At 63.6% G+C, this 16551-nt stretch carries 15 protein-coding genes and 1 tRNA gene; 8 read left to right on the top strand and 8 right to left on the bottom strand.

Annotated features, from left to right (window positions below):
* Positions 1-7 precede the first annotated feature (7 nt).
* Both LNV09_RS02155 and LNV09_RS02150 read right to left on the bottom strand, forming a co-directional pair.
* Positions 8-1360: a hypothetical protein gene (locus LNV09_RS02155; RefSeq protein ID WP_411969192.1), complete on the bottom strand. Its 1353-nt coding sequence runs from the start codon at positions 1358-1360 to the stop codon at positions 8-10.
* Positions 1361-1362: 2 nt separating this feature from the next.
* Positions 1363-2643: a PEP-CTERM sorting domain-containing protein gene (locus tag LNV09_RS02150; RefSeq protein ID WP_263555422.1), complete on the bottom strand. Its 1281-nt coding sequence runs from the start codon at positions 2641-2643 to the stop codon at positions 1363-1365.
* Between the two features lie 127 nt (positions 2644-2770).
* Here LNV09_RS02150 and LNV09_RS02145 point away from each other — a divergent pair, with 127 nt between their 5' ends.
* From LNV09_RS02145 to LNV09_RS02130, 4 genes are all read left to right on the top strand, one after another.
* A complete protein-coding gene (locus LNV09_RS02145; protein WP_411969208.1) occupies positions 2771-3691 on the top strand; it encodes a LysR family transcriptional regulator in 921 nt (306 codons plus the stop codon).
* Between the two features lie 16 nt (positions 3692-3707).
* Positions 3708-3782 (top strand) — tRNA-Arg (locus tag LNV09_RS02140).
* A gap of 502 nt (positions 3783-4284) precedes the next feature.
* Entirely contained in the window at positions 4285-5154 is an 870-nt protein-coding gene (locus LNV09_RS02135) for an ABC transporter ATP-binding protein (RefSeq protein WP_263555420.1), read from the top strand.
* The gene (locus LNV09_RS02130; RefSeq protein ID WP_263555419.1) at positions 5151-6722 is read left to right on the top strand and encodes a hypothetical protein; all 1572 of its coding nucleotides are present in this window, start codon (positions 5151-5153) and stop codon (positions 6720-6722) included. The genes LNV09_RS02135 and LNV09_RS02130 overlap by 4 nt, the downstream gene beginning before the upstream one ends.
* 118 nt (positions 6723-6840) lie before the next feature.
* Here the strand turns inward: LNV09_RS02130 and LNV09_RS02125 are convergent, their stop codons facing one another.
* The 3 genes from LNV09_RS02125 to LNV09_RS02115 all read right to left on the bottom strand — a co-directional run bounded on the left by LNV09_RS02125 (position 6841) and on the right by LNV09_RS02115 (position 8330).
* A complete protein-coding gene (locus tag LNV09_RS02125; protein ID WP_263555418.1) occupies positions 6841-7491 on the bottom strand; it encodes a TVP38/TMEM64 family protein in 651 nt (216 codons plus the stop codon).
* A 78-nt stretch (positions 7492-7569) separates the two neighbouring features.
* Positions 7570-7761 (bottom strand): anti-sigma factor family protein, encoded by a 192-nt coding sequence (locus LNV09_RS02120; protein WP_263555417.1) that lies wholly within the window; start codon positions 7759-7761, stop codon positions 7570-7572.
* Positions 7758-8330 (bottom strand): sigma-70 family RNA polymerase sigma factor, encoded by a 573-nt coding sequence (locus LNV09_RS02115; RefSeq protein ID WP_263555416.1) that lies wholly within the window; start codon positions 8328-8330, stop codon positions 7758-7760. The genes LNV09_RS02120 and LNV09_RS02115 overlap by 4 nt, the downstream gene beginning before the upstream one ends.
* Positions 8331-8458: 128 nt before the next feature.
* On the opposite strand from LNV09_RS02115, the gene LNV09_RS02110 reads away from it, so the two are divergent.
* Positions 8459-9022, top strand: a complete 564-nt coding sequence (locus tag LNV09_RS02110) for a cytochrome b (protein ID WP_263555415.1) — start codon at positions 8459-8461, stop codon at positions 9020-9022.
* 6 nt (positions 9023-9028) lie between these two features.
* On the opposite strand, the gene LNV09_RS02105 is transcribed toward LNV09_RS02110, so the two are convergent.
* Complete coding sequence (locus LNV09_RS02105) at positions 9029-10726, bottom strand: mechanosensitive ion channel family protein (protein ID WP_263555414.1); 1698 nt, start codon at positions 10724-10726, stop codon at positions 9029-9031.
* A gap of 108 nt (positions 10727-10834) precedes the next feature.
* The gene (locus LNV09_RS02100) at positions 10835-11482 is read right to left on the bottom strand and encodes a hypothetical protein (protein ID WP_263555413.1); all 648 of its coding nucleotides are present in this window, start codon (positions 11480-11482) and stop codon (positions 10835-10837) included.
* A 211-nt stretch (positions 11483-11693) separates the two neighbouring features.
* Here LNV09_RS02100 and LNV09_RS02095 point away from each other — a divergent pair, with 211 nt between their 5' ends.
* Positions 11694-12719: an AraC family transcriptional regulator gene (locus LNV09_RS02095; RefSeq protein WP_263555412.1), complete on the top strand. Its 1026-nt coding sequence runs from the start codon at positions 11694-11696 to the stop codon at positions 12717-12719.
* A gap of 409 nt (positions 12720-13128) precedes the next feature.
* Positions 13129-13608: a nuclear transport factor 2 family protein gene (locus tag LNV09_RS02090; protein ID WP_263555411.1), complete on the top strand. Its 480-nt coding sequence runs from the start codon at positions 13129-13131 to the stop codon at positions 13606-13608.
* Between the two features lie 308 nt (positions 13609-13916).
* On the opposite strand, the gene LNV09_RS02085 is transcribed toward LNV09_RS02090, so the two are convergent.
* Positions 13917-14780 carry a transglutaminase-like domain-containing protein gene (locus tag LNV09_RS02085; protein WP_263555410.1) on the bottom strand — a complete coding sequence of 288 codons (864 nt, stop codon included), beginning with the start codon at positions 14778-14780 and terminating at the stop codon, positions 13917-13919.
* A gap of 290 nt (positions 14781-15070) precedes the next feature.
* Here LNV09_RS02085 and LNV09_RS02080 point away from each other — a divergent pair, with 290 nt between their 5' ends.
* Positions 15071-16540 (top strand): circularly permuted type 2 ATP-grasp protein, encoded by a 1470-nt coding sequence (locus LNV09_RS02080; RefSeq protein WP_411969191.1) that lies wholly within the window; start codon positions 15071-15073, stop codon positions 16538-16540.
* The last annotated feature ends 11 nt before the right edge of the window (positions 16541-16551 follow it).

Raw genomic sequence — 16551 nt, 5'->3', positions numbered from 1 at the left:
ACCGGGATCAAGGCCGTTGGCGTGGCGCCACCCTTGATTCCAATTCAGCCGCTTGATAGGTCGGCAGCAGCCGGCAGCCGGGGCCGAAACGAGACTCCATCATCTTGCAGCGTTGCGCCACGCTGGCCGGACTGGGCTTATCGCCCTGCTTGACCCAGACCAACAACTCCGCCATCAAGGCCGGATAAACCGGGTCGCTCAGATAGCTGTGTTCGCCGTCATCGCTGAAGGTTTGCACCAGCCGGCCGGACTGCCCCGCCGCCGCCACCGTGGCGCGGAACTGCGACTCCAACTCGACAAAAGCGATCGGGTCATGAATGCCGTGCACCGCCAGCACAGGGAGGCCGATGCGACCGCTGAGATCGCTATCCTGCCCAAACTTGGCAACGGCCTGCGGGTCGGCGGCATAGCGCAGTACGCCCGCATTCAAGGCGGCGTCGTCCAGCGAGCCGCTGTAGCGCGCGCCGATATTGCCCCAGGGGCTCGCGCCCCCACTGCGCTTGAGTGCGACATCCTGAAAATGCCAGGTCGCCCAGTTCAAATGCCCCAGCAGTGAACGCTCCGGGATCTGAATCACCTTCAAAATGGTTTGCAGGCGAGCCTGCTGCTCGGGTGTGCGCTGGGGCACGGGTATCGCCAAGCCCAGACAACTCTCCACCCGGGCGGCCAGCTCGGACCGCGTCAAGCTGGCAGCTTCCGGCAGGCCCATCCACAAGGGGTATTGCGCCTCGTCGGGCCTGGGATGATTGGCGCAGAGGTATTGATAGACCACGCGCAGATCGAGCCTGAAGTCGTAGGACCGGGTGCCGCCGCCGAGCACGCCATTGCTGAGCAAAACACCGTCGTAGGCTGGGGCAATGCTGTCAGGCGCGGCGTATTTTTCGGCGGCCTTGACCGCCACGCTGGCCCCCCAGGATTGGCCATGCAGGATGGTGGTTTTGGGCTGGGCCACATGGGCCACAAAGATTTGCCGCAGGCGCTCGGTGTCAGCGGCCGCCGCACTCACGGCCACCCCACCCTGGGCAAAGCTCGAGCCGGCCCAGGCGTAACCCGCCTTGACCATGATGGCCCAGCGCTTCAAATCTTCGACCACGCGTTCGGCCTTGGGTGGACCCAACTCCGGCCCGCCATGCGCGTGCAAGACCAGCACACCGGCCCAGTCCTTGGGCAGCGCGATCAGATAGAAAGCGCCGGCCGAGTCTTGCCCGCCCAGGCAGCGCGTGCCTGCGGCCAAATCGGCCGGGCAGTCGCGTGGCTGCGGGGCAAGCTCGGCATGGGTTGACGGCATGGAAGGGCGCGCGCAGCCAGATAGAAGCTGCGCCGCCAACAACGCGCCGACACAAACCGATAACTCGCGCATGCTCATTTCCGGCGTGTGCGCAAACCTATCAGCAGCAGGCCGGCCAAGCTGAGTGCCCAAGTGCCGGGCTCGGGCACCGCCACGGCAAAGCCCAGCTGCGCTGCCGCCACGCCTTGCAGCGCCCAAGCCGCATCGGCGCTGATGCCAAGATCGGCCGCCGCCTGCTCCTGCCGGCCCAGGCTTTGCGGGTCGAGCCCGGTGATGCTGCCGAACAGCGTCAGGGCGCTCAGGTAGGAGCCGTATTTGCTGGCATGGGTGCGGTCCAACCACCACAGATTCATGCTGCCATCGCTCGGTTCGACATAGAGGCCATTGGCATCGTAAAAGCCCTGGCCCAAGGCCAGACCTTGGTCGACCGCGCGCTGAAACGCATCGCCCACCGGCGCCACGCCGGCAAAGCCGCTGTTGCTGGCCGCCTTGTCGTAGAAGGACTTGTGCAGGTCATTCGTCATGCCGGCCAAGCTGCCGTAGTAGAGCGTCGCCGCGCCGCCGGCGCTGCTGGTGTCGACGATGGGCGCGCCGTTCGGGGTGGTTTTGTCCGGCGTGGTGATTTTGTGCGCCTCGACCATATCGGGCCGGGCCCAGCTTTGCTCCAGATAGATCTGCGTGTTGGCATTGGCGTTGTTGTTCTTCGGGATCACGCGGCTGAGGTTGCAACTGGCGGCACTCAAACCGGTGGCCGTGCAGGCCGCCAGGCTGCCGAAGAGCTGCGTCTCGGTATAGGCCTGCGCCGCGCCGTTATGGATGAAGCGCTCGAACTGATCGGCATAGGCATTGAAGGTGGCCAGGTTGGCGTTCTTGCCCTTGCCCGGCGGTAGCGCCGCATCGCTTTGCTCTTGCAAAACCACCTTGCCCCAGCTTTGCGAGGCCACATTGCCGCGCAAGTCCCAGGTCGCGTTGGCGGTGTTGAGAAACTGCCCGCGCAGCGAGGCGGCATTGCGGGTCGACAGCGACACGTCGTAGTCAAGCCCGGCCTGATCGGTCATTTTCTTGAACACGCCGGGCACGCCGCCCCAGGGGTGTTGCTCGAACGAGCCGCCGGTGGCGGGCGGCGTAACCAGCGGGTAGCTGTTGGTGCCGCTGGGATTGATCGCATTGAAGGCGGCGGTGAGGTCATGCACATTGGCCGCGTTGTAGCTCATCACCGGGTCGACGCGGCCAAAGGTGTAGCTATTGCCGACGAACAAAATCGTGATTGGATCGGCCTGCGCGCCAGCGGCGGCGCCCAGCAGGGTCAGGCACAGCACAGAAAGGGCTGATCGTCGGGCGAGGGATGGGCTCATGTCTTGTCTCCAATTGAAGTGCGGCGGCTCGGCGGCCGGCTGGAGCGGACTATGGGCACAAGACAACATAAGGTCAAATACGCCGATTCGGTTATTTCAATACTTTTTGCATATGACGAGCTTGCCCTTGGACTTGCGCCAGCTGCGCTACTTTCAGGCCGTTGCCGAAGAAGGTCATATGACCCGCGCGGCGGCCCGCTTAGGCCTGCAGCAGCCGCCCTTGAGCCAGCAAATCAAGGCGCTCGAGTTGCAGCTGGGCCTGCAGCTGTTTGAGCGCCACCCCAAGGGCGTCCGGCTGACCGAAGCGGGCCGCTTGCTGCAGGCCGAGGCAAACCAGCTCTTGCAGGACATGGCCGATATGCAGCAGCGTATGGCAAGCTTGGCGCAGGGCGAGCGGGGCTGTGTGAGCTTGGGTTTCACCAGCTCGGCGGCGGCCCACCGCTTCACACCGGCCGCGCTGCGCGAATGCCGGCGCCGCTACCCTGACATCAGCCTGGCGCTGAGTGAAGCGAATGCGGCCGACATCACGGCCGCCGTGCTGGCCCAGCGGCTCGACTGCGGGCTGATACGCGTGCCGGTGAGCGAGCCCCCCGAGCTGCTGTTCGAGACGCTGTTCCGCGAGCCGGTGGTGCTGGCGCTGCCCATCGATCACCGGCTCTTGCTTGGCCGCAGCGCCCGCCCGCGCCTGAGCTTGGTCGATCTGCATGACGAAGCCTTGATCCTGGCACGGCGCCCTGGCGCGCCCGGCCTGTATGCCAATTTGCTGGCGCAATGCGCGGCGCTCGGCGTCAAGCCGCGCATTGCGGCCGAAGTCGACCGCATGATGAGCAACCTCAACTTGGTTGCCGCCGGCGCTGGCATCTCGGTGGTGCCCGCGTCCATGCAGGGCACGCACCCGGAGGCGATCGTCTATTGCCCGCTGAAGGAAGCCAAGCTGCTGGATGCGCCGATGACGCTGGTGCGCCGGCGTGCTGCGCCTGCCGCTGCAGTGACGACATTTTTGGCCCTGCTGGCCGAGTTTGCCAAGACCCAAGCAGGCGCGGGTTAGAATGCCGCTCCAGCCAGCGACCGTGGTGAAGTGGATATCATTGGGCCCTCCGAAGGCTTAGGCGCAAGTTCGATTCTTGCCGGTCGCACCAAATCAGTGAATCACCAGGGTTCACAAAGCTGTGGCATCCGCCATTTCCTGAGCGGACGCTCAGCAAGTGCCGGAACTCTTGGCCTGCTCAGGATGTGCCGGAAACGTGTGTCGAGGCTGGGTGCCGTCCTCCAAAGCAGCGACCGTGCTTCGCACGCTGCTGAGTACATCCCTACTCTCAGTCCACCGTAAGGCGAACCCGTTCTTGGCCATCTCATCGTGGACGATGCGTCGTGTAATTTTTGACTTCCGCGCGGTCAAAGCTTGAGCCACGCGGGATATTGCCACGTCACGCTCAATCAACCGATATGCACTTGCCTGGGCGCGCAACGCCGCCTTCCGGCGTCCGATAGCCGCAGCAGCAGCCCTCGCGGCATCTGGCGCAACTCGATAGACCTCCCTGACGTGAATGCTCAACTTATCTGCGACCTGGTGGATGCCACTTATTCCTGGGTGAAAGCTGCCTACTTTTCAAGCGTCCGACAAGGGCTGGGGGACTGGCGATGCTGAGCATTCAAGAGGTGGTCAAGGTTCACGGCGGCAAGCTGCGCGCGCTGGACGGGGTGTCGCTCGACTTGGGCCCTGGCGTGGTGGGACTGGTGGGCCACAACGGTGCCGGCAAAAGCACGCTGATGCAGCTGCTGGCCACCCTGAGCCGGCCTACCAGCGGCCGCATCCTGCTAGACGGCCAATGCATCGTCGCCAAACCCGAGGCCATGCGCCGTCGTCTGGGCTATCTGCCGCAGGACTTCGGCGTGCCGGCCCACCTCACCGCGCTGGAGTTCCTGCAGTACTTCGCAGCACTGAAGGGTGTCCGCGACCCGGCCCGCATCCAGCGCTTGCTGGAACTCGTCAACCTGCATGAGCAAGCCCATCGCATGGCCGCCGGCTTCTCCGGTGGGATGCGCCAGCGCCTAGGTATCGCACAGGCTCTGCTGAACAATCCCGACGTGTTGATCGTCGACGAGCCCACGGCCGGCCTGGACCCCGAGGAGCGGCTGCGCTTTCGCAAGCTGCTGTCCGAGATCGGGTTTTCCAAGCTGGTGATCGTCTCGACCCACATCGTCTCCGACATCGAGAACATGGCCCAACGCCTGGCCATCTTGCGCCAGGGCAAGTTGGTGGCCTTCGACACGCCTGAGCAGCTCTTGCAAGGCGCGCGCGGCCGCATCTGGACGGCTTTGCTGGAGCCGGCCCACTACGAAGAACTGCGCGACCAGGTCCATGTGCTGCATGCGCAGCGTCAGGGCGAGCGCATCCAAGTCCGCATGGCCCATGGCCAGCAGCCTTGCCACGATGCTCAGCTGGGCGAACCCAGCCTCGAGGAAGCCTTGATGGCGCAGCGCTATGCCTTGCACGCGGTGGCGGCATGAGCCGCGACGCTCTGCTGGCCGTACGGGCCCTGGTGCAGGATGAGTTCCGCCTGCGGTCGCGCCGCTTGAGCAGCCTGGTGTGCTTGCTGGTCATGGTGGCCCTGTGCTGGCTGCTGGTGGCCGACCCGGCCACGGGCCGCGCCCTGATGGTCATGGGCAAGCAGCGCCTGGCCTATCAAAGCCAGACCCTGGCCTTCGGCACAGCGCTGATCGCCGGCATGCTGATGGGCTTGGCCGGCTTCTACCTGGTCCGTGGTCGCACACAGCTGGACCTGCGCAGCGGCGTGGCGGCGGTGCTGGCGGCCACGCCGGTGAGCAACAGCGCCTTGTTGCTGGCGCGCTGGTTGGGTGCCTTGCTCTATCTCGCGACCTTGATGCTGGGTCTGCTCCTGACTGTTTGCGTTCTGCACCTGATGCGCGGCGCAGGTCCGCTGGAACCGCTGGTCTATCTGACGACCTATGCGCTGGTACTTGGCCCCGTCCTGATGTTCACGGCCAGTATGGCCGTGCTGGCTGACGCCTGGCCGCCGCTGATGGGAAAGCGCGGCGACCTGCTGTTCTTCTGCCTGTGGGCGGCCCAGTTCGCCGCCCTGCCCATCGTGATGAGCGCCGAGCATCGTGAGATCACGACCTGGCTGGTGTTTGATATTGCGGGCCTGCCCACCCATCTGCTGCGCATGTCCGAGCTGCTGCAGGTGCGGCAATTCAGCCTCGGTGGTTCGGGTTTTGACAGCAGCCTCGCCCCGGTGCAATTGCAGGGTAGTTTTTGGACCCTGCAGCTGCTGGCCCTACGTGCAGGCTCGGCCTTGCTGGCGCTGCTGCCGCTGGGCCTGGCGGGATGGCTGTTCCATCGCTATTCGCCTGACAAGGTGCGTGCCAGCCCAGGCCAGCAGAAAGCCTGGCTGGCCTGGGTGCAGCGCCTGCTGCAGCCGCTGGGCCGGGGCGCGAATCGCCTGTTGCCCTGGTGCGCCCGCTGGCCGGGACTGGCCGGCCAGGTGGCGGCCGAGGTGTTGGTCAGCCTGAGTGCCAGCCCTTTGGCTCTGCTCTTGGGCTTGGGCGTGATGGTGGCCGGCGTCGCCAGCCCGACGGCGAGCCTGGGCTCGGTGCTGTGCGCTGCGGCCACGCTGTGGGGGATCCTGATCAGCGACGTCTCCGCGCGCGACCATCAGGTGGGCATGCTGGCGCTGACCAGCGCCGCGCCAGGTGGCCCGCGGGCACGCTTTCTGCGGCAGTGCTTGGCCAGCTTGGCCCTGGGGCTGATCTTGTGCCTGCCGGTGCTGCTGCGCTGGGGAGTGGGTGCACCCCTGCTGGCCGCCGCACTGCTGAGCGGCTTGGTCTTCCTCAGTGCGCTGGCCAGCTTCCTGGGCCAGAGCACCGGCAGTGGCCGCGCCTACCTGTCGCTGTTCCTGTTCGGCCTCTACCTGTCGGTGCAGACACCCCAGCTGGCCTGGTTCGATCCGCTTGGATTCAATGGTTCGGCGACTGCAGTGACCGTGGGCAGCTACCTGGCCATGGGGCTTGGACTGCTGGCGCTGGGGCAGATTTTGAACTTGCGGCGGCACGCTTGAGCTGGGCGCGTGCCCGTGCCCCGTGCCCGTACCTCGGCACTGTGCAGCCGGCACGCCGCGCACAAAGCTCGGATCGGTCTAGATCTGATCCAGCGGCAGCAGCGGACCTTGAGGCGAATCACGGCGCGGCGAGATGCAGCCACCCCGCCACTTGCTCGATGAAGATGCTGTAAAGCAAGATGGGCAAAGGCAGGCCGAGCAGCGTGCCCCAAAAGTAGTGCCGAAATCGAATGCCGGACAAAGCCAAGCTGTAGTTCAAGGCCGGCACCGTCTGAAACAACAGGCGCAGGCCGAACACGGTGAGCGTGGGGCGGCGGTCGAGTTGCGCAAACAGGCTCCGCCCTAGGCTTCCCGAATCCCAACAGCGCAGCGCATCGCCACCGATCGTTCTGCTCACAGCAAAGGTGCTGATACAGGCGAGGCAGGCCGCCAAATAGGTCAGCGCTGCACCCCTCAGTGGCCCTAGGGTGAGTTCAGCAGCGGCAAGAAAAAGCAAACCTGGCACCTGCACCAAATTGCCGCCCATGAAGAGCAGACTAAATCCGAACACGGCAAGGACTGGGTGCCCCAGCAAGACCTCCTGCAACCGGGCCTGCGTGAAAAAGACCTGCAAGCCCGTGAGTCGAACCAGACTCCAGAGCAGGAGCAGGATGACGGCCAGCGCAAAAATGCGCACGATTGGCGCGCGCATCAACGCGGCTTGCGAGCCAATTGTTGTGCCGTTCGGCACCTGCCCCGACGAATGGGCGTTGATGAGTTGCTTGTACACACGGTGAACTCCCTTGGGCAATGCAATGACAGCACCGCTTGGTCGTTCGAAACTCTAAAACCTTACGCCCTTCAAGCTTCAGTCTTCGGAATAATTGCGCCAGCGCGCCGAAGCCTTGCGCATCAGCTCGACTTGCTTGCCGAAATTGGTGCAGCCCCGGCAGATCAGGTAATGCGCTCGAACGACAAGTTTCTCGGCTCGGCCGAGTGGGCGCTCTTCACCCTCCAGCACCAGGCGCGTGATTTCTTTGCAATTGGGCAGGCCAATCATGTCGCCACCCCCGCCTGCAATTCCTGCGCATCAAACCAATTCAGTTGCAGACACTCGCGCAGACGCAGCCGCGCCCGGTGCAACATCACCCACAGATTGCTCGGGCTGATGCTCAGCTGCTGGCAAATTTCCTCAGTATCCAACTCCAACCATTCCCGCATCATGAAGAGCCGGCCTTGCTGCCCGGGCAGGTGCTCGACGCAGGCCTCCATTACCTTCATAAAGTCGACTTGACGCAAGCAATGGTCGGGGTCGCCCCAGTCCTTGGGCCGCTCGCGCCAATGACCATCGGCCTTGAACAAATCCTCGTCGAGATCCTCGGCGTCTTCTTGCGTGCTTGACATCTCGCGGCAGTTGCGGCGGATCTGATCGACCAGCTTGTGCTTGAGGATGCCGATCAGCCAGGTCTTGAGCTGGGACAGGCCGCTGAAACTTTGCGGCTTCTCGATTGCCACCAGCAGCGTCTCGGAGACGGCATCTTCGGCCCAAGCCGCATTGCGCAATTGCATTTGCGCAAACTTCAGCAACTGTGGGCGCAGCAGGTTCAATTGGGCGGCGATGTCGTTCATGAACTAAGGCGAGTCCCGGCAGGTTTGAGGGCGCAGTGTAAACACAGCGCGGTGACAGGCCCTATGACCATCAGCCCCGCCACCAAAGACTGCCAGAATGTCCAGTCCACAACTAACAAACTACGTCCATGGATACCGCCGCCAAACTCAGCCCCGCTTCCGTCGCTCTGCATTGGCTGGTTGGCCTGGGCATGATCGCGCTCACCGCTGTGGGCCTCTACATGAGCAATGCCGAAGTCTGGGTGCTCTACCCGATACACAAGTCGGTCGGCGTGCTGATGTTTGTTTTGATCCTGGCCCGCGTGGTCTGGCGCGTCAAGAACGGCTGGCCCGCGCAACTGGCCGGGGGCTCCCCGCTAGAGCACCGCATGGCCAAGCTGGTGCACTGGCTGCTGATCACGGCAACGCTGCTGATGCCGATCAGCGGCATGATGAATTCGGGCGCCGGCGGCCACGGCATCGCCGTCTTCGGCCTTCAAATCGTGCCCAGCCAGCACAGCGCAGACAAGCCGAACGAGGCCCTGCCCTATAACGAGAGCGTGGCCGAGTTCGGCGAGGCCATGCATGAGTGGATCGGCTATTTGCTGATCCTGGCGCTGCTCTTGCATGTCGCCGGTGCGCTCAAACATCATCTGGTCTACAAAGACGGTGTCTTGCGGCGCATGCTGGGCCAGCGAATCGCCGCCAAATAGTCGCGTTCAGCCGCCCTTGGCCGGCGCCGCAAACCAAGCTGTCTTGGGCACAAACTTGGCCTCGGCCGGGTCGCCCAAATAATGCGGCGACATGATCTGCACGCCATATTCATTGAACACATCCTGAATATTGGCGTGCAAGGCGCTCAAGACCTCGGCGCGCGGCCGCGGCTGGCTGGGCACGGCCTGGCAGACCAGGCGGTACTCGGGGTAAAAGTCCGACAGTGCGGTCTGGAACACCCGCGCCGAGGGGTTGACCAACACACCAGGCGTGCGATGCGCCGCCTCGATCAGCATCGCCTCGACCTGCCGCCAGGGCGTGTCATAACCAATCGTTACGGTGGTGTCGACGATGAAGCCGGGGCCCTTGACGGCGCGCGAGTAATTTTTCGTCACCGAGCCCATCACCAAGGAATTCGGGATCGACAACTCTTCGCCCAGGCCCGTGCGGATGCGCGTGTTGAACATACCCAACTCGGTGATGGTGCCCTCGTTACCGTCAATTCGCACGTACTCGCCGACGCGGATGGTGCGCGTGAACATCAAGATCATGCCGCTGGCACCCTGGCCCACGATGCTGGATGCGCCGAGCGAGATCATCAGCCCCAGGAGCACCGAGACGCCCTTGAAGGCCTCGCTGCTGGAGCCGGGCAAATAGGGGTAGGCCATCACCAGCGCGAACAGCCAGATGCCGGTGCTGATGATGCGCCGCGAGGGCCGCACGGTGTCGCGGTCCAGCCAGCCCAGCGAAGCCTCGCCGCGCTCGATGCGGTTGAAAATAGGGTTGACCAAATTGACCACGGCCCGCGCCAGCAAAAAGATCAGCAGCGCCACAAACAGGTCCGGCAAGGCACCCAAAATACCGCCGGCCAGGCGCAGCACCACCTGCCACAAGTAACCGCTGAGTTGCTCACCCCAGGGCCTGGTGTAGGGGAACTGGCTCAAGACCAGGCTCAGCCATTCATAGCTGAGCAGCGCCAGCAAGGCCCAGCCCGCGCCGCGCACGACAAAGCTGACCGCCGTCAAGACCTTGTCTCCCTGCAGCAGTTGAGTGCCGGCGACTTCAAGCTCGGCCGCGCGCCGACTCATCTGCCCGGCCAACCAGGCGGCCAGCGCACGCTGACCGCGCCGCAACAGCACGACCAGGCCGACAAACACCAAGGTCGCGACGGCGGCGATCAGCAGGCCGCGCAGCAGGCGCGATTCGTCGCGACTCTCGCGCGTCTCGGCAATCACCTGTTCGAGCTGGAATTTGGCCGCTGCGGCGGTCTCGTCCAAGGTCTTGGACCCATTCACGTCCACATCCTCGGGCGTCAAGACCAAGGCCATCTCGCCGTCAATCATCACGATGCGGCCTTGCGGCTCGTGCTTGACCGTCACCTCGCCGGCACCTGTGCGTGCCAGCACCTCGTTCATATACAGATGCGTGCGGCGAGCCCGTTCGCTTGGGCTAACGCCGAGAAACGGCGCCCTGTAGACCGCGATGGTGCGGTTGAAAATGACCACCGCCGCCTCCGGCGTCGAAGGTGCAGAGCTGTTGGCGGACGAGGCGGCTTGCGCTGTTGTCACTGCCGGCACCTGCGCAGCCGCAAGACCGGGGCCGCATGCCAGCAATACCAAGCCCAGCACCATCCGCCAAACTTGCCGTTGGCCACGCAGGCCAGCAGCGGGGGAAAGACTCAGGACGGCATTGATAACGCGCATTGACAGGCACCCGGACAGAACGGTCGGCGGGTAAGCGTCGCGAAGAAATATCAACGGCGCACGACCCGGCGCCGAGTCGGCCTCGTGCGCCGCGCGAGCATATCGCCCTCAGTGCAGGGTCGGCAAGCCGTCGGTGTGGCGGCGCCTCAACGGCTCTGACTCCACGCTGCCGGGCCGGGTCTCGGCAGCCCGCTGGCTGGCGGGCTCGGGCCGCGCTGGCGCGCTGGTAGCTGTGGGCTGGTCACGCAGCAGCATATAGGCTGCCAACAGGCGATCGCTGTAAAGCAACCAGGCGCTTTGCAGGCCCAGCAGGTTTTCATCCATTTGCCGGCGGGCGGCTTCGGTCAAAGGCATTTTGTCGGCTTGAATTCGGCTCAGCAACTCCTGCGCTTGCAACATTGCGGCCTCGATCGGTCGATTGACGGCCCGCCTCATCAAGCGCAGGGTATGGTCACGCGTGCGCACGGTACCCAGCAAGCTGAGCACCACCTTGTCATAGCGCGTACTCTCGGCCACGGCCTCCGCCTGCCAGCGTGCATTCGCCAACTCGGCCAGCATGGCGGCCGTCCAGGGGTCGCCCGACAGCTTCAACAACGCCGCGACTTCATCTCTTGCGAACACGCACTCCGCACCGATGCGCGCAAACTCCGGGCGCTGATTGAGCAGCGCAAACACCGTCTCGATACGGGCATCGACCGGCAATTGAAAACCCAACGCCTTGGGTGGTTTAGGTGATTTAGGCCCTGAGTCAAACATCGCATCTCCAGATTGGCTGTGCTGGCCCGCCAACTACAGCGGCCATGTGAAGCATGCTAAAAAATAGTCAGGGTTTTCCCCATGTCCGAAGAAGCCAGGGCTTTGACAGTTCCGGACAATCGTCGGTTTTTAAGACGCCCCGCCGAAAAGGCAAGCCGGCTAAGATCGACGTTACTGTTGTTTCTGCAGATTGAAATGGAGTTGCCCCAGCGTGCCCAAACTCACTCGACAACGTGATGGCGTCTCCAGCGGGCTGCTGCTGCCGCTGCATCAGACCTTGCTGCTGCGCGGCTTGGACGGCGACGCTTTGCTGCGTCGCGCCAATATCAGCCCGCAGCAATTGCTCGATCAGCGCAGCCGCATCAGCCAGCGCGACTCCATCCAGTTCTGGCGTTTGGCCGAGGCCGCCTGCGAGCATGATCCCGGACTGGCCGTGGAGATAGCCGGGCAATTCAATCTGCGTGCCTTGGGGCTGCTGGGCATGGCCTGGTTGGCCAGCACCAGCTTGCGCGAGGCAACCCGGCGTTTGGTGCGCTACTACGATTTGGTCAGCTCTATTGCGGTATTACGCGTGCAACAAGAAGGCGAACTGGTCTGGCTGCAGTATCACGCCAGCCCCGGTGTGCTGGCGCTCACCCATGACACCTGGGCCGGCGTGGTCGGCGCAATGTGCCGCAGCGCCTATGCCGGCGCCAGCGGCCAAGCCTTCACGCCCACGGCCGTGCGTCTGGCCCATGGGCGCAATGCCGGCACGGCGCTGCTGGCGGCCAGCCTGGGCTGCGCGGTCGAGGTGGACGCGACCTGCACGGCGGTGGCCTTCACGGCCTCGCAGCTAGACGCGCCGCTGCCCGGCGGCCACCCCGGCATGGCCTTGAGCGCGGAGAAGATTTTGGCGGCCACGCTGGCCGAATTGAACAGCGGCGCCACCCACCACCGAGTGCGGGCCCATTTGCTGACCATGCTGCCTTCGGGCCACATCTCGCGCGCAGCGGTGGCCGAGCGCATGCACATGACCGAACGCACCTTGCAGCGCCGGCTCGAAGTGGAGCAGTTCGGTTTCGCCGAGTTGCTGCAACAGACGCGCCTGGAGTTGGCGCAGAACCTCTTGCGCGACCCCGAGCATGATGTGCAGGACGTCGCCTTTATCCTTGGCTTTGCGGAGATCTCCAGCTTTACGCGCGCCTTCCGACGTTGGACGGGCCAAGCACCCAGCGCATGGCGGGAACATTTGCATTGATGATGAAAGCGCAGGACTGGTTTTGACCTGGGGGCCGTGCCAGCAAAGTGCAGGTAGCCGGCTGTGCGAGATCTTCAGCCCGCGCAGTTAGCCCCGGATTCCCTTTCTCCCCCTTCTTCCCGTTCTGCCCCTCCATCCTGGCTCAGGTTCTTTCGTGGTCACGGGCGCCATCTAAAAATTGTCTGGCAAGGCGAAGCTGGGCGCGCGGCGACGGAGAAAATCTCTGGCCAGGATGAAAGGGATAAAGAAAAGCAAAACGGGCCAGAGGGTCAGGCCTTGCGCTTTGCCGACCATGCTCGTCGGCCGCTGCTGCGGCCTATCACCACATGCCAGCCGATGGTCTCGCCATGCTTGCCTGATGACCGCCCATCACAGCACAGTCCGGCATTCCTACTTCGCAAGGATCACCATGAATCCAATCCCGCGCCTGCTGCTTGCGGCTAGTCTGATCGCCGCAAACGCGGCCCATGCCTCGCCCGAAGCGGAGCTCACGGCGACGATCGCCGCGCTTGACAGCGCTGCGTTTGCAGCCTTCAACGACTGCAGCGCAAGCGGCAAGTTGGACGAATACGCGAGCTACTTCGCCCCTGAAGTCGAGTTCTATCACGACCTTGGCGGGGTGACCTGGACGCGCGACGCGATGATTTCCCAAACGAGGCAGAACGTGTGCGGAAAATTCCAACGCGAGTTGGTCCCGGGCACGCTCAAGGTATGGCCGATCAAGGACTATGGGGCGTTGGCGCGTGGCGTGCACCAGTTCTGCCACTTCAAGGCTGGCGGCGCGACGCACCCTTGTGAGGGACGCGCCGAATTTACGATCTTGTGGCATCAGCAAGGAAACGCTTGGGCCATCACTCGGGCGTTCAGCTATGGGCATGGACCGGATTGATTACCTGACTGACTGCGAATGCCAGCCAGGGCCCCTACACCCGCTATGACGGTCCGGCCCGGAGCCAGAGACTGCTTCTCGACTTGCTGGCCCAAAGAGCTCCGGCCGCTGCCCTTCAATCGCCAGTTGACGCGGGCCCAATCTGCAGGGTCGGTCGGTCGCCGCCACATCCGACAGCACCATCGCCCAGGACTCGATCTGCAAGCTCGGCATCTGCGCGCTTGTATTGCTCAGCACCGCCAACACTGCGCCCTCCAGCATATGACGCACTGCGCCATAGGACTCCGGCGCAGTGCGGCAGGCGGCGTTCAATTCGCAGTCGACAGGCCCTGCTTCACATGCTCGGGCAGCACCACTTGACCTTGGGCGTTAGCGACAGCCTCGATGTGGATCACCGGCGAAGCGCCGCGCACGCCGCCGAAGATGGTGGCGAAGGCCGTGTCGGCGGCGTCGCGGCCGGTGCCGATGCGAATCAAAGCCATCGGGATCGACACGCCCGAGGGGTCGAACAAATACCAGCGCTGACCCAGATAGACCTCCACATAGGCATGAAAATCCTGTGCGCGCAGGCTCAAGTCCAGCCCGTAATCGATGCCAGTGACGAAGCGGGCCGGCATGTTCAAGGCCCGGCACAGGGCAATCATCAGGTGGGCGAAATCGCGGCAGACACCGGCGCGGTCCACCAGCGTATCCACCGCCGTGGTGGTGCCGGTGGACGAGTTGGCCTGGAAACTGGTGCGCGCCTGCACCCAGTCACGGATCGCCAGCACCCGGCCATAGCCCTTGGGCAGCTTGCCGAACTCCTGCACCGCCAGCCGGTACAGCCGGTCCGACTCGCAATAGCGGCTGGGGTAGACAAAGGGCAGGACAGCGCCAGGCAGATCGGCCACGGCCAGTTCGCTCAGCAGCTCTGGCGGCGTCAGCACATGGTCCAGATCAACGCTGGCGCTGTAGTTCATCGTCAGCTGGCCGGCCTGCGCCTGCAGGCGCAGGTAGCGGGTCTGGGTCAGCGCGTCGACGTAGAGCACGGAGTTGACGCCCTGGCTATTGCTGAGCGTTTCTTGCAGCACGGTCTGCTGCGGCGTTTGTGCGGCATGCAGATTGAAAATGAAATCGCAACCCGGCGCTTCGATCTCGTAGCTCAGCTCAACGGTGAATTGGAATCTGAGCATGGAAGGCTCCGGTTTGAGCGGGGCCAGCGCGGGCACTAAAAAGGCAGCCGTCAGCCGGTATTGCGCTGCGGGTCGCCATTATGCGGTGCGCGTTCCACTCTGTCAGGACGCACTTTCCCGCACTGGCTCAATTGTCATCGGCCGGCGCAACAGTCAACACCAAGATGGTGCGACGCATGCGACCATGCTGGTGCAGCGAGGCCCGATTTTGAACGCAAGGCGCTTTCGCACGCACCAGCGAGCGCATGGCCCGGATATTGCTCACACATCAAAGACAAAGGAGAGCATGAATGAAATCCCGCTTCGACGAAATGCACTTCAATGGCGCACCGGGCACTTTTGAGTTCCCTGGGCCCACGGCCCGGACGCATTACCAAACCTTCGAGCGCTGGCTGGCCGGCCAAACCGAAGAAACCATGCGCTTGCGCCGAGAAGAAGCGGAAGTGATCTTCCGCCGCGTCGGCATCACCTTCGCCGTTTATGGCGACAAGGACAGCGGCGAAGGCACCGAACGCCTGATTCCATTCGACGTGATCCCGCGCGTCATTCCCGCCCTGGAATGGCGCGAGATGGAAGCCGGCCTGCGTCAGCGCGTCACCGCGCTGAACCGTTTCATTCACGATGTCTACCACGGCCAGGAGATCATCAAGGCCGGCATCGTGCCCGAGGCGCCCATCCTCAACAACGCGCAATTCCGTCCCGAGATGATGGGCGTTGACGTGCCGCGCGATATTTACTCGCAGATCGCCGGCATCGACATCGTGCGCGCCGCCAACCCCGACGGCAGCGGCAGCTACTACGTACTGGAAGACAATCTGCGTGTGCCCAGCGGCGTCAGCTATATGCTGGAAAACCGCAAGATGATGATGCGGCTGTTCCCCGATCTGTTCTCGCAGCACCGCATCGCCCCGGTCGCCCATTACCCCGACCTGCTGCTCGAAACCTTGCGCAGCGTTGGGCCCCACAGCATGAACGCCAAGAGCGAGCCGACCGTGGTGGTGCTGACGCCGGGCATGTACAACTCGGCCTATTTCGAGCATGCCTTTTTGGCGCAACAAATGGGCGTGGAGCTGGTCGAAGGCAAAGACCTGTTCGTCAAGGAAAGCATCGTCTATATGCGCACCACGCGCGGCCCGAAGCGGGTCGACGTGATCTACCGGCGCCTCGATGACGACTTCCTCGACCCCAAGGTCTTCCGCAAGGATTCGACCTTGGGCTGCGCGGGCTTGGTCGAGGCCTACAAGGCCGGCAATGTCAATCTGGCCAATGGCATCGGTACCGGCATCGCGGATGACAAGTCCATCTACCCCTATGTGCCCAAGATGATCGAGTTCTATCTGGGCGAAAAACCTATCCTGAACAATGTGCCCACGCATGTCTGCCGCGAGGCAGATGACCTGAAGTATGTGCTGGACAACCTGGCCGACTTGGTGGTGAAGGAGGTGCATGGTGCGGGCGGCTATGGCATGCTGGTCGGCCCGGCAGCGACCAAGCAGGAGATCGAAGACTTCCGCGCCTGCTTGCTGGCCAACCCGAGCAACTACATCGCCCAGCCAACGCTGAGCCTCTCGACCTGCCCGACCTTTGTCGAGGCTGGCATTGCGCCGCGCCACATCGACCTGAGGCCTTTTGTGCTGTCAGGAGAAAAGGTGCAAATCGTGCCCGGCGGCCTGACCCGCGTGGCGCTGAAAGAGGGCTCGCTGGTCGTCAACAGCAGCCAGGGCGGAGGTACTAAAGACACTTGGGTGTTGGAAGATTGAAGGAATAAGAA

It is taken from the genome of Paucibacter sp. B2R-40 (assembly GCF_025717555.1).
GTDB lineage: Bacteria > Pseudomonadota > Gammaproteobacteria > Burkholderiales > Burkholderiaceae_C > Paucibacter_A.
Note: the sequence above shows the minus strand (reverse complement) of the source record. Positions and strands in the feature narration are given on the sequence as shown.